Genomic DNA, 13,405 nt, shown 5'->3' with positions numbered 1-13,405 from the left:
GCCGCGGCGGCCCGCCACTTCCCGGGCACATCCCGCGTACCTGCAGTCGACCACTCTCTCACGCGTCATCCACAGGGTTGTCCACAAGTTGTGCACGCGGTAGGAGAACACGGTGGATAAGTGCGGCCGGTTTGACCAGAGGGCAGGCCAGACCGTAACGTACGACGGTCGAGTCGCATCGATGGCGGTGCTGCACGCCCGCAGGTTGTCGACTCCCGCAGGCGGGGTCATTCGCGCCCGTGATGCGACCTAATGAAACAGACCGCAGCACCCCTCTGGAGTCTCGAGTGAGCAAGCGTACGTACCAGCCGAACAACCGCCGTCGGCACAGGAAGCACGGCTTCCGCCTCCGCATGCGCACCCGGGCGGGGCGCGCGATTCTTTCCTCGCGCCGTCGCAAGGGGCGCACCCGCGTCGCCGTCTGACCGCGGCAGTAGTCATGCTGCCGTCCGGCAACCGGATGCGGCGGCGAGACGAGTTCACTTCGGCCGTCCGGCGCGGTGATCGTGCCGGGCGGCCTCGTCTGGTCCTGCACCTGCAGTACCGCGACGAGGTCGACGAACCGGTACGGGTCGGCTTCACCGTCGGCCGTCCGGTCGGCGACGCGGTGACCCGTAACAAAGTGCGTCGCCGACTCCGGCATATCGTGCGTGAGCGCCTCTACCGGCTGCCAGCGGGTAGCCTGCTTGTGGTGCGCGCCAATCCGAAGGCGGCGACCGCACGAAACGACGAACTCGCCGCGGATATCGACGCGGCGCTCGACCGGCTCCTTCGGCGAGAGGTCAAGAGGCGGAGATGACAGCGAAGCCGACGCCCGTCGCCCGGGCTCTGATGCTGCCGATCGTCTTTTACCGTCGATTCATCAGCCCGCTCTTCGGGCCCGTCTGCCGTTACCAGCCGACCTGCAGCACGTACGCCCTCAAGGCGCTGCGGACGCATGGCGCACTGCGGGGCGGATGGCTGGCCGTACGCCGCATCGCCCGCTGCCACCCCTTTCACGCGGGCGGGTACGACCCCGTACCCCCGCGCCGGGGAGAGGCACCCTCAGACCTCACGCCGCCGCAGGGCGGCACCGTAATCGGAGAGCACTAGGAGCCAGTCGGTGAGTCTCAGCTTTCTAAGTCCGCTGTTCGAGGCCGTCACGTGGGTGATCATCCAGATCCACGCGGGCCTCAGCCTGATCTTCCCCGCGGACAGTGGCTGGGCGTGGGGTCTGTCGATCTTCCTCCTGACGGCCCTCATGCGGATCATCATCTTCCCGCTGTTCGTGAAGCAGATTCACGCGTCGCGGAAGATGCAGGAGCTGAACCCACAGGTCCAGGCGCTGCGCAAGAAGTACAAGAAGGACAAGCAGCGCCTCAACCAGGAGATGATGAAGCTCTACCAGGAGGCGGGCGCCAACCCGCTCTCCGGCTGCCTGCCGCTCGTGGTGCAGTTCCCGATCTTCATCTCGCTGTACAACGTCCTGCGGGCCATCTCGACCACCAAGCCGGGCGAGTCCAAGTACGGCATGTCGTCCAGCCTCATTCAGAGCGCCCAGCACGCGCACATCTTCGGAGCCTCGATCCCCACGACGTTCGTCGAGGCGTGGGGCGACAAGCACATCGGCGCGATGGTCGTGGCCGGCCTCGCGGTCGTGATCAGCTCGACCACGACGTTCTTCACGATGAAGACGAGCGTCGGCCGCTCGATGCAGAGCATGACCGCCGACAACCCGATGATGCAGTCGCAGAAGTTCCTGGTGTACCTCTCGCCGCTGTTCGGCCTCTTCGGACTGACCCTGCCGCTCGGCGTGCTCATCTACTGGGTGACCACCAACTCCTGGACCCTGGCCCAGTCGCACTACGTCTACAAGAAGTACCCGATGTCCACGCCGGACGGGCAGGCCGCGGCCGGGTCCAACGGCAAGGCGGGTACGACGGCGAAGGGCACGACGGCGAAGACGGGTACGGCTAAGACAGGGACGTCCAAGGCCGGCGCCAGGACCGGGGCGAAGGCGGGCGTCAAGGGCACCAGTTCCCTCGCCTCCACCGCGAGGCAGCCTTCCGGAATGCTCGGCAAGACGAGGAAGAAGGCGGAGCCGGAGCCCGAGGACACGCCTGCGGAGACGCCGAAGGTTGTGCGACAGCAGCCGTCACGGCAGTCACGCAGTAAGAGGAAGCGATAGCGTGACTTCTCAGTCCAGTTCGAGTACGCATGAGGAGCCCGGCGTGAGCCAAGCCGAAGCCGAGACCACCGAGGCGCAGACGGTCGACGTCCAGGCTCTTGAGCAAGAGGGTGAGATCGCGGCCGACTACATCGAGGGCCTCCTCGACATCGCCGACCTCGACGGCGACATCGACATGGACGTCGAAGGGGAGCGCGCGATGGTGTCGGTCGTCGGCGCCACCCTCGACGAGCTCGTCGGTAAAAACGGCGAGGTGCTCGAGGCGATTCAGGAGCTCACTCGCCTGGCGGTGCACCGCAGGACCGGCGAGCGCAGCCGCCTGATGCTCGACGTGAGTGGCTTCCGGGAGCGTCGCCGCGCTGAGCTCACCAAGCTGGGCCGCGAGACGGCCGAAGAGGTCAAGCGCACCGGCGAGCCCAAGCCGCTGGCGCCGATGACCCCGTTCGAGCGCAAGGTCGTCCACGACGCGGTGGCCGCGTTCGGGCTCCGCAGCGAGTCGGAGGGCGAGGAGCCCAGTCGCTACGTTGTGGTCCACGCGGAGTGACCCGTACCGTACGTCGACGGTCCCGCCACAGCTCAGCTGTGGCGGGACTTTTGTTTTCTGGTCAGATTTCCCGCTCGTCGGTGATACGCCGCTGGGTGTGATGCCTCGGGTTCGGGCCCGGCTGGATGGGGTCGTACGCCACCGGCTCCTCGACCTCGGTCTTCCGCATGTAGGCGCCGGGCTGGGGCTCCCCGTCCACGACGTCGACGTCGCGCACCAGCGAACGGCGCCGTGCGCGCGGTCTTGTGTAGGCGAGGGTGATGACCAGCATCGCGATACCCACCACGATGAGGATCCAGCCGACCATCTGGACATCAACCCCGCTGAGACTGAAGTTGGTGGCGAACGCCAGGATCGCGCCCAGCGCTACCAACACCAGGCCTGTGCCGATACCCATGACTGCTACCTCTCCATAGCGAAATGTCCAGGGAAGGGCGTACCCCTCTCAGGGCGGATATGCGCATCAGGGCCAACGGCTTCGATCCTGCGGTCCGGGCGGCTTGGGTCTGCGGGGCTTGGTGGGGGCTTTCGGGGGGCCGCTGGGTCGGCGTTTCGGGGTGCCGGCGGGTCGGCTTTCGAGGGGTATGGGGGTCGGCGTTCGGGGGCCTGGGCGGGTGGGCGTTCGGGGGCTTGGCGTGTGGGTGTTCGGGGGGCTTGGCGGGTCGGCGTTCGCGGGGCACCTCACGTGTGGAAGCATTCGGTCATCGCGGAACGCCGTTCCCGAGAGTCGCCGACCCTCGAGCCCTTGTGACTTATGCCTTCACTTCCTCCGCCGCCCGCTGCACTTGAGATCTTCGGCGACGCGCTTCCTCTCGCCTCGCGTTACACCTCCTTTCTGGCCGGACCAGGGGTGGAGCGCGGTCTGATCGGCCCCCGCGAGGTCTCGCGGCTTTGGGACCGGCATGTCCTCAACTGCGCCGTGCTGACGGAGCTCATCCCCGACTCCGCCGAGGTCGTCGACGTCGGCTCGGGTGCGGGTCTGCCCGGCATCGTCCTGGCCATCATGCGTACGGATCTGTCCGTCACGCTGCTGGAGCCGCTGTTGCGGCGTACGGTTTTTCTGCAGGAGTGCGTCGATCTCCTTGAGCTTCCGAACGTCACGGTCCGGCGGGCGCGTGCCGAAGAGGTCGTGGGCGAATACGCCGCGGATGTGGTCACGGCACGCGCGGTCGCGCCGCTTTCGCGGTTGGTCGGGTGGGCGCTGCCGTTGCTCAGGGCGGACGGTGAGCTTCTTGCGCTCAAGGGTGAGCGTGCGGCGGCTGAGATCGAGGACGCACAACCCGTTCTGGACAAATTCGGGGTTCGCGTGGCCGAGGTACTCCACGTGGGTCGCGGTAAGGTCGACCCGCCGACGACAGTAGTTCGAGCGGTCGCGGGAAAGATCCCGCAGCCGCCGAAGGGGCGATCTGGTCCCCGTCGAGGCGCGCGTCGGCGCGGCGGAGCGCACGGACGGAAGAGGTGACGGTCCTTGACCACGACAGAGGGATTGGGCTGGCCCGACCGAGCCACGCCGGGAGATGCGTCCGGCCTTGGATGGCCCTCGCACGGCGCGCCGCCCCCGTTGGTGAGTGCACCACCCCCTCCCGATCCTGTAAACGAGACGTCGCAGCGTGATCCGGCCCACGGGGAGTCGAAGTTGGTCAGCGAGGCACTCAAGTCCGCCGAAGTTTCACGTGAAACGAGTCAGCAGCCGATAGCACGGGCCGCCGCGGCGGCCCTCCGGGTGCAGGCGAAGCGTGGCGAGAAAGAGTGGCCCCGGCCGCCGCGATGCCGTGTCATGACGATCGCCAACCAGAAGGGTGGCGTCGGCAAGACGACGAGCGCGGTCAACCTCGCCGCGGCCCTCGCGATGCACAACTGCCGCGTCCTGGTGGTCGACCTCGACCCTCAGGGGAACGCCTCCACGGCGCTGGGTGTGGAGCACCACAGCGATATCCCGTCGGTGTACCACGTGATCTTGGAGGGCGGCTCGTTCGACGACATCGTCGTGCCGGCCGAGGGGCTGCCCAATCTCTTCTGCGCCCCCGCGACGCTCCATCTGGCCGGCGCCGAGGTCGACCTGGTGCCGATGGTCGCCCGCGAGTCCCGGCTGCGCCGGGCGCTCGAGGCGTACGACCTGTCGAAGTTCGACTACGTGCTCATCGACTGCCCGCCTTCGCTGGGACTGCTCACCGTCAACGCGTTGATGGGCGCGAACGAGCTGCTCATTCCGATCCAGACCGAGTACTACGCGCTGGAAGGCCTGAGCCAGCTGCTGCACACGGTCGACCTGGTGAAGCAGCACCTGAACCCGAACCTCGCGGTGTCCACGATCCTGCTGACGATGTACGACGCCCGTACGCGACTGGCCGCCCAGGTGGCCGACGAGGTGCGGAGCCACTTCGGGGAACTCGTGCTCACCACGGTCATCCCCCGCAGTGTCCGGGTGTCGGAGGCGCCAAGCTACGGCGAGTCGGTGCTGACGTACGACCCGGGGTCGAGCGGCGCGCTGGCCTACACCGAGGCGGCGCGGGAGATGGCGTACCGCGGGGCGGAAGATCTGAAGTGAAGTCCGTTCTGCACGTTGGTCGCGGGCCAGGGCCCGGCAGTGGGGGTATGGAGGCACCGAAGTGAGTCAGCAGCGACGTGGGCTTGGCAAGGGCTTGGGAGCCCTGATTCCCACAGCCCCGGCGGACCAGCCGCCCGCGCCCCGCGACGGTGCTTCGAGCTCCGATGGGGATTCTCTGGAGCCGGTGCTCGTAGCGGGCGCTCACTTCGCCGAGGTCCCCATCGACTCGATCACGCCGAATCCGCGCCAGCCGCGCCGGACGTTCGACGAAGAGGCGCTGGAGGAGCTGGCCGCCTCGATCAGCATCGTGGGCCTGCTGCAGCCGATCGTCGTACGCGAGCTGCGGGCCGGCCGTTACGAGCTCATCATGGGCGAGCGGCGCCTGCGCGCGTCGAAGCTCGCGGCCGTGGAGAAGATCCCGGCCATCGTCCGGGAGACGAACGACGACGATCTGCTGCGCGACGCTCTCATGGAGAACCTCCACCGGCAGCAGCTGAACGCCCTGGAGGAGGCGGCGGCCTACCAGCAGCTGCTCGACGACTTCGGCGCGACGCACGAGGAACTGGCGACGAGGGTCGGACGCTCGCGGCCGCACATCACGAACACCCTCCGCCTGCTGAACCTGCCGCCGGCGGTGCAGCGACGCGTGGCGGCAGGTGTCCTGAGCGCCGGCCATGCGCGTGCGCTGCTCGGCCTGGACAGCCCTGAGCGCCAGGACCAGCTCGCGACACGAATCGTGGCCGAGGGGCTTTCCGTCCGGGCGGTCGAGGAGCTGATCGCCCTCGGCGAGGGCGGGGACACGAAGCAGGCGGCTCGACGTAAGTCAGTGAACAAGCCGGTGAATCCGCGCATCGAGGAACTCGCGGCTGAGCTGTCGGAGCTGTACGAGACGAAGGTCAGCGTCGATCTCGGACGTCGCAAGGGGAAGATCGTTGTGGAGTTCGGGTCGATCGAGGACCTGGAGCGCATCATCGGAGCGATGAACTCCGGCACCCGGCCCGAGGACGCTCCGGAGTAGCTCCCCGGTCGCCGCGGGTGAGTCTCCTTTCCCGAGTGCGCCGCTTGTTCTTTCATTGACCTGTTCCCTCTGTCTTTGGCGTGCTTTGGTCCGCGACGTGCCCAGGCCGAGAGCGCCCCGTTGCGGCCACAAAGACGGCCGGGTCCCGAAATCGGGCCACATGCGGCAGACGGCCAGTCCGCGTCGGCGCCAACGCTTTTTGGGTCTACTGCCCTCAGCGCCCTTGAGCGGCTTGCCGAGTGCGCGGGTCAAAGCTCGCTTCGCGCGCCGGCTGTCGAAGCCGAGGGGCTGGTTCCCTGTCTCCAGATGCTCTGATCTCCGGGCAGCAGACGGGAACCCTCTCCTGAGTAGGTCGCCGGGTGCCGTGGGCGAGGCCCTTGTCGAGTGCCTTGGCCGTTCTTACCGGTGGGGCTGGTTCCAGCCTTCGCGTGGTTCGGTCTCCTGGCGCGGCCTGGCGAGGACGCTCCCGAGTAAGTTGCCGACGCCGTACGCGAGGCGCTTGCCGTGTACACCGTGCCGGTCTCTCTTCCGAGGGGATGGTTCCCCGCCTGGAGATGATTCGTTCCTGGCGGCAGAACCGAGGACGCTCCCAGGAAGTCGCGGCGTTGCGGATCCTCCCCCGCGCGCTGGCCATCCAGACCGGATTGAGGTCACGCACGTCGCCCGCGCGCGGTGCGACGGCCGGGGTGCGTGCGGCACTCCTCACTCGTGCTGTCTCTTCGGGGTGGCTGGAGGCAGTGCGGGGTCCGCTCACGTAGCCCGTTTTTCCACCAGCGTGTGTCGATGGGTTGCTTCGCCGGTGGGCGTGGTGTTGCAACACACGTGGCACCTCCGGTCACTTGGTGGCCATGCCGAGCAAGCTTGCAGGCGTCCCGCGCGAGGAGCCTCGCGTGGCGAATCGGTCCTCAGGCGCCGGCCCCCGGCCGCGTGCTGCAGCGCCTAGGTTGCTTGCTCGTTTCACGTGAAACGGCGACCCGCCGCATCCCCCATCGCTGATGGCCGCTGCGCTCATGACGCGCGGCTTCGGGCGTGCCTAGCCCCGCACTGCCGCTGGCCGTGGCGTGACCGCTGCTGATCACCTCGGTGTTCCTGCCCCTGTCGGTCCGCCGCTACCGCAGCAGCCGAGCCTCGGCGCTCATCGGCCCAGCCGCCCGGTGTGGATCCATATCCGGCGCCTGGCCGCTTGGCGCTAGTCCGGGGGAGACGTGGCTGGCTGGAGGAGCTCAAGAGCCCGCGCCCCCGTGGCGGAGCATATGAGTCTGGCGCCGATCCGGGGGAGGCTCACTGACTTCGGTCCGGAGATCGCATCTCAGGCGCTCTCGACGCCGCACCGCTGTCGAGACCTCCGCCGCCAACGGGTCTGGCTGAGGACGTGTTGCCGGGCTGAACCGACTGCGAGATAGCGCCCGAAGGTTGAGGGCACGGCCGCTGCGCCGACGCGAGCTGAGGGCGCTCTCGCGGCACCGAGGAGTCGTATTCCGCTATCCAGCAGGTGTCCAGTCCTTGGCTCAGCGGTCCCTGCCTACCCGCCCGTGTTCCCGGCCAGATGTGTTCCGTCGCCACCGGTTTGGCCGAGCACAGCGGGTACGCCAACGAGTTCCCGGACGCGTTGCCGGCTCATCATGGAACTCTGCCCGGTCGCGGAGCACACTCGCGGCGGTCACCGCCGCGTACGCGATCCCCACCTGGCTGGTGAGCGACTGACTGTGGACCGGGCAGGCGTTGCAGCGGAGAGGGGGCCACGGGCAGCATGCTCGGCCAACTGTTCGGTGGTCGCGATGCCGGTGATTGCCGACTGGAGGCCCTACGAGGGTGTTGCCCTGTGCCCTCAGAGGCGGGTGCTGGGAGACCATCCACAGGCGACATGTAGTCCCGACGTACCCACATCTCTGAGAAGGGGCTTCCCCTCGTTCCCGCCTGAAGGTGGATCCCCGCCGACCCCTGCTCGTCGCCTCGGATCGCTCCAGCGAACACGCGGCAGGGCGACCAGCGTGGCTCCAGGCGTCGCCGTACGGCCCAGCCGCGTTATGAGGGTGCCTGCGGGTCGGGGTGTCACCTCGGTTCGTGCGTCGCTGAGGAGTCATCACGTCGTGCGCCCATCGCTGCGGATGAACGTCTTCGGCGCTGCTCCGGCCGTGCCCAGTGATCCTCAGTGTCGATGCGCCGTGCCATCCGGCGGGGGAGCATCGGGGCGCGCCACATGACACATCGATCATTGACGCGTCCCGCCCTCTCGTCGATCGACCAGAGGAGCTTGATCGGGCCCTCGTCGCCGTGTGTGCTGACTCCCAAGCGTCATGCGGCCTACCGGTGGGCTGTCTTCGGATGCCGAGTCGAGTCGGCAGTCCTCTAAGGCGTCGGTTCGCAGGCTTCGAGGGCAGCCTCGGCGAGTCTCCCCGATGGGTAGCCTGCCGGCCGGCACCCCCCACTGGGGCCGTACTGGCTTGGCGGCCCTCGGCCCCGGGTCGTCGCTTTCCCCTGTAACCTCGGGTGCACCACACCTTGGCCCCCCGGCGATGTACTACCTACACCCGCTGGCATGCTGGTGGCCAGACACCCGGGCCAAACGTGTGATGGTTGCCAGCGCCACACCTATTGGCGAAGCAACGCACCGATGGAGCGGTTGCTGAGCAGGCGGCCACTGGATTGCGGTCCACCACTCCGAAGAGTCGGCATCAGCGAGAAGCAGCCGCACTCATCCCAGCGCGGACGACGCACGGCATGACAAGTCCTCGGGCTGGAACGTCGACCTGAGTGTCGAAGCGCCGTCCGGTGCGGACATAGGAGCGCGGGCGCGCCGTTTCACGTGAAACGACGAGGGAGTGTGAGGGAGTCGGCTGGGATACCGGCCCGAAGGTAGAGCCGCGCGTGGGATCTCGGCAATCCTCGTGTCGCGCCGTGAGACCAACGAGGAGGCGCTGAAAGGGCGATTCGATCTACGTTCCTGTCGCCTCGCGTTCCCACCACGCAGAGACGCCATCCGCTCCGTCTGGCCGTGCATGCGAGTCATGGCGGCTAGTCGCACCGACCTCCGATTCGTTTCACGTGAAACGCGGCCAGGGCGGAAGGCATCCAGTCGCCTTCCGTCCGGGCGGTCTCGAGAGCTATGGGCGGGACAGGTAGGTCGGAGGGCAGTCGACCAAAAGAGCGTTGGGCCGACACGGACTGGCCGCCCACCACATGTGGCCCGATTTTGGGAACCCGGTCGGCTGTGTGGCCGCAGGGTCTCCAAGGAACGGGGCGGATCGCGACGACACGTTCATCACGGGAGTAATGAGCAGCGGGCGACACGGTTGGCGGCATCGCCACCCGGATCACGGCGGGGGCCAAGCGAGTGTGCCTGGGCGGCCAGCGGACGCGGGCCCGCCGCCGAGACCGCCTTGCCGTCACGGGTCCGCCGGTGACCGAGCTTCTCCCCACGCCCATCAATGCACATCGTGAGGATCGCTGCCGTCGCCCACCGGTCACGCGGGTGCGTTCAGTTATCGGCACCGTCGAAAGCGCTCGGCGCAGGACCCGGATCTGTCATACACGCCTCATCGGCGAGATGGAAAACGCGAGGGGCGTACACCGGCCTCAAGAGGCCGTTCCGCCCGAGTGCTAGTGACTCACTTCCGGACCTTGGGGTCGTGTGAGTTGATCGGTTGGTGGCCCCCATCGGAGTTGGCCATGTGAGCGCCCGAAGACGATCCCAGGCGGCCCGATAGTCGCGGCCATCTCGGCCTTGAGGCCGCGCTCGGTACATCCGGATGGCGAGCCTCGGGTGACCCAACGGTCGAGATCGAGACGACCCCTGGATCGCCTCCTGTGAGTACTGGGCCGGCCAACCGGCGCTGGGTTGAGGAATGCGCCGCGGCGGAGAAGTCGGCTCGGACCGACGTACCAAAGCGTCTTCCACGTCGCTTGTCTCTTCAACTCGTCCAACGGGGAGCATCGAGGCGCGCCCACCCGACTCATAGCAGCTGCCGGGAGTCTGTCGTCGCGTCCGTGTGGACCCGGATGGTCTGGCGCCGCTCAGGATGTGACTGCCAAGTTCCGAACCTGCCGCCTCTAGTGCTCAGCCTGACTGCCGTGCGGCTGTCATCGGGCGATGTAGGGGCGGGGCCACTGTCGACAAGGCCGGTCGAATCCCTCGATGCGTCACGTCGGCGGGTCGACATGGTTCGGAGGGCTAACGGGGCGCCGGTGACGGGCGCTGCCAGCCGCACCACCCGGCTGGGGTCGCTGGCACGAATCGCGACCCCGCCAGCCGCCGTGGGGCCGACAGTCAGGCGCCTGCGGGCTGCGTCGCGTCGGCCGGGGTGCGGTGGCAGGGGCGCGGTGGAGGGGCGGTGCCGGGACGCGGTGGCAGGAGCGGTGCTGGGACGCGATGGGCAGGGGCGGTGCTGGGACGCGATGGGCAGGGGCGATGGCCGGGACGCGATGGGCAGGGGCGATGGCCGGGACGCGATGGGCAGGGGCGATGGCCGGGAGCATCGACAGCAGCGACGCCCGGCAGCTGGTCGCGGCCTTACGCCTGGGGGAGTGCCGTAGGACGCGGGGTACTCGGGCGTGTGTTGAGCGGCGGCCCGTGTCATAAGAGGTCCGGTGCGTCGTCTCGACCGGCAGACCTGGCTGGCGCTGACGGCAGTACGGTCACGACCAGCCTCGGCCACGTGGCCTACGGGCGGTACGCGGTCGCAGATGCCAGGTTGAGTAGCCGTCCGCCGACAGACCGCGCGCTGGGCCAACGGCACGGCGACGACGACCGGGCTGTCCGCACAGCCGACCCGGGTAGGTCGGCGGCGGGCGATCCAGAGGACCGCCTGAGGAAGGGGCACTGATGGACGCCAGAGTGCGGAACACGACTCCCCAGCCGGGGCGGAAACCGCCCATCGCGACCGACGTGCTCCGCACGATCGGCGATCGGGCCGTCGGTCGGGCCGGCTCGTGGAACTGTGGCGCGCGCGTCACGGACCATGTCGCCGACGTAGGAGTACTGCTCCCCCGTCTCCTCATGGTTGCGCGAGGGGCGAGTGTAGAGCCCCTCTCAAGGCGAGCGGTGAGGTGGACGTCGAACTCATAGAGGGTGGCCGGGGCGGCGTTGCGACGATGCCAGCGTCCTCGAATGCGCCGCCGTGCGGGTTGATGGGGTGGCGTGGTCTCGTACCGGGCCGCCGTGCGGGTTGATGGGGTGGCGTGGTCTCGTACCGGGCCGCCGTGCGGGTTGATGGGGTGGCGTGGTCTCGTACCGGGCCGCCGTGCGGGTTGATGGGGTGGCGTGGTCTCGTACCGGGCCGCCGTGCGGGTTGATGGGGTGGCGTGGTCTCGTACCGGGCCGCCGTGCGGGTTGATGGGGTGGCGTGGTCTCGTACCGGGCCGCCGTGCGGGTTGATGGGGTGGCGTGGTCTCGTACCGGGCCGCCGTGCGGGTTGATGGGGTGGCGTGGTCTCGTACCGGGCCGCCGTGCGGGTTGATGGGGTGGCGTGGTCTCGTACCGGGCCGCCGTGCCGATCGATGCCGTGACGAGGCCCCGTACCGGGCCGCCGTGCCGATCGATGCCGTGACGAGGCCCCGTACCGGGCCGCCGTGCCGATCGATGCCGTGACGAGGCCCCGTACCGGGCCGCCGTGCCGATCGATGCCGTGACGAGGCCCCGTACCGGGCCGCCGTGTCCGTCGATGCGGTGTCGCATCCCCGCCATAGCGGTGGGAGCGAGGCGGCGGTCCGCCTTACGACCCGAGGGTGTCCCGAGTTAACCAGCGGGCCATCGTTACCAGCGGGCGGAGTTTGAGAACAAGCTCTAAGATCTTCCTAGAGCGGGAATAGCTCCTGGTGATGAAGGCGCTCCGCCCAAGAAGGGGGCTGGCCGGTGTCGCGTCGTCTGGTCAATATCACGCTCGACAATCTTGAGGATCTGCCGACCCGGTGTCGTAGGTGTGTGTTCTGGGAGCTCGACCCCGTGAGCATGCAGCGTGCCGAAGACGCCGGGGATCCCGCGTTGGAGAAGGAAGCGTGGATCTCGTCCACGCTCCTCGAGTGGGGCAGCTGCGGCAAGCTCATCTACGTCGACAGCGTTCCCGCGGGCTTCGTGATGTTCGCGCCGCCCCTCTACGTTCCGCGGTCGATCGCGTTTCCGACCAGTCCCGTCAGTGCCGACGCCGCGCTGATGATGACCGCCCACATTCTCCCGGAGTTCCAGGGCGGCGGGCTCGGGCGGATGCTCGTCCAGGGGGTCGCGAAGGATCTCACCCGGCGAGGGGTCAGGGCGATCGAGGCGTTCGGGGATCTCAAGTGGGAGAAGCCGGGGTGCGTCATGCCGGCGGAGTACATGCTCGCGGTCGGGTTCAAGACCGTGCGGCCGCATCACCGCTTCCCCCGCCTCCGGCTCGAGATCAAGTCGGCCGTCTCCTGGCGTGAGGACGTCGAGGTCGCCCTCGAACGCCTCCTCGGGTCCATGTCTCCCGAAGGCGCCCTCCGGCCGGTCTGACACCCCTCAGAGCACCCGGAAACAAGGCGACACGCCGTCCAAATGAAGATCAATTAAAGGGCACCTCTACAACCTCGGCCCCCTTACCCCCAGGTTGGCCGTTTCGCCACCTCAGGGGTCCCAGGCGCCACTCAGGCCCCTCCTTTAACCGATCACACCAGGGGGAGCGAGTTCGTCGGCCAGCGAGGCTCTCGCGAGTTTTAGCAGGTCAGAGGCGTAAAAATAGCGCCGGCCCCACGTCAGAGACGTGAGACCGGCGCTTCCAGACCGCGGGAGAGCGGGTGGTCCTAAATGAACTCGGCGAGATCCTTCAGAAGGGCCGCCTTCGGCTTCGCGCCGATGATCTGCTTGACGACCTCGCCGCCCTGGTAGACGTTGAGCGTCGGAATCTGCATGATCCCGTACTTCGACGGCACCTTGGGGTTCTCGTCGATGTTCATCTTGACGACGGACAGCTTGTCCGCGTGCTCGGTGGCGATCTCCTCGAGGATCGGGGTGACCTGGCGGCAGGGGCCGCACCACTCCGCCCAGAAGTCCACGACGACTGGCTTGTCGCTCTTGAGTACCTCGGCCTCGAAGTCGGCGTCGGTGACGGCCTTGGATGCCACGGGATCTCCTCACTCGTACTGCGGAATAAGAAATGCTGGGCCCTCGCGCGA

General features: G+C 68.0%; 11 protein-coding genes. 9 read left to right on the top strand and 2 right to left on the bottom strand.

Translation table 11 applies throughout. The features are described from left to right. Nucleotides 1-287 precede the first annotated feature (287 nt). The 5 genes from rpmH to FB559_RS15395 are packed head-to-tail and all read left to right on the top strand — an operon-like array spanning nucleotide 288 to nucleotide 2,711. On the top strand, nucleotides 288-425 hold the full coding sequence (gene rpmH / locus FB559_RS15415) for a 50S ribosomal protein L34 (protein WP_141956264.1): 138 nt from the start codon (nucleotides 288-290) through the stop codon (nucleotides 423-425). Nucleotides 426-439: 14 nt separating this feature from the next. After that, nucleotides 440-799 (top strand): ribonuclease P protein component, encoded by a 360-nt coding sequence (rnpA, locus tag FB559_RS15410; protein ID WP_141956263.1) that lies wholly within the window; start codon nucleotides 440-442, stop codon nucleotides 797-799. Further along, a complete protein-coding gene (gene yidD, locus FB559_RS15405; RefSeq protein WP_141956262.1) occupies nucleotides 796-1,092 on the top strand; it encodes a membrane protein insertion efficiency factor YidD in 297 nt (98 codons plus the stop codon). The genes rnpA and yidD overlap by 4 nt, the downstream gene beginning before the upstream one ends. Nucleotides 1,093-1,102: 10 nt before the next feature. After that, nucleotides 1,103-2,167 carry a membrane protein insertase YidC gene (gene yidC / locus FB559_RS15400; protein WP_246121618.1) on the top strand — a complete coding sequence of 355 codons (1,065 nt, stop codon included), beginning with the start codon at nucleotides 1,103-1,105 and terminating at the stop codon, nucleotides 2,165-2,167. A gap of 43 nt (nucleotides 2,168-2,210) precedes the next feature. Next, nucleotides 2,211-2,711, top strand: a complete 501-nt coding sequence (locus tag FB559_RS15395) for a Jag family protein (RefSeq protein ID WP_141956261.1) — start codon at nucleotides 2,211-2,213, stop codon at nucleotides 2,709-2,711. A 61-nt stretch (nucleotides 2,712-2,772) separates the two neighbouring features. Here the strand turns inward: FB559_RS15395 and FB559_RS43870 are convergent, their stop codons facing one another. Then, a complete protein-coding gene (locus tag FB559_RS43870) occupies nucleotides 2,773-3,108 on the bottom strand; it encodes a DUF6458 family protein (protein ID WP_185792221.1) in 336 nt (111 codons plus the stop codon). Nucleotides 3,109-3,465: 357 nt separating this feature from the next. On the opposite strand from FB559_RS43870, the gene rsmG reads away from it, so the two are divergent. The 4 genes from rsmG (at nucleotide 3,466) to FB559_RS15370 (ending at nucleotide 12,746) form a co-directional block, all read left to right on the top strand. Further along, a complete protein-coding gene (gene rsmG / locus FB559_RS15385; protein ID WP_141956260.1) occupies nucleotides 3,466-4,173 on the top strand; it encodes a 16S rRNA (guanine(527)-N(7))-methyltransferase RsmG in 708 nt (235 codons plus the stop codon). A 315-nt stretch (nucleotides 4,174-4,488) separates the two neighbouring features. Next, nucleotides 4,489-5,259 (top strand): ParA family protein, encoded by a 771-nt coding sequence (locus FB559_RS15380; protein ID WP_141956259.1) that lies wholly within the window; start codon nucleotides 4,489-4,491, stop codon nucleotides 5,257-5,259. A gap of 61 nt (nucleotides 5,260-5,320) precedes the next feature. Beyond that, nucleotides 5,321-6,277: a ParB/RepB/Spo0J family partition protein gene (locus tag FB559_RS15375; RefSeq protein ID WP_141956258.1), complete on the top strand. Its 957-nt coding sequence runs from the start codon at nucleotides 5,321-5,323 to the stop codon at nucleotides 6,275-6,277. A 5,947-nt stretch (nucleotides 6,278-12,224) separates the two neighbouring features. Further along, on the top strand, nucleotides 12,225-12,746 hold the full coding sequence (locus FB559_RS15370) for a GNAT family N-acetyltransferase (protein WP_246122469.1): 522 nt from the start codon (nucleotides 12,225-12,227) through the stop codon (nucleotides 12,744-12,746). A gap of 287 nt (nucleotides 12,747-13,033) precedes the next feature. On the opposite strand, the gene trxA is transcribed toward FB559_RS15370, so the two are convergent. After that, on the bottom strand, nucleotides 13,034-13,354 hold the full coding sequence (gene trxA / locus FB559_RS15365) for a thioredoxin (RefSeq protein ID WP_141956256.1): 321 nt from the start codon (nucleotides 13,352-13,354) through the stop codon (nucleotides 13,034-13,036). Nucleotides 13,355-13,405: the final 51 nt, after the last annotated feature.

The sequence above is a fragment of the Actinoallomurus bryophytorum genome (assembly GCF_006716425.1).
GTDB lineage: Bacteria > Actinomycetota > Actinomycetes > Streptosporangiales > Streptosporangiaceae > Actinoallomurus > Actinoallomurus bryophytorum.
The sequence above is the reverse complement of the archived record's forward strand: the minus strand, read 5'-3'. Positions and strand labels throughout refer to the sequence as shown.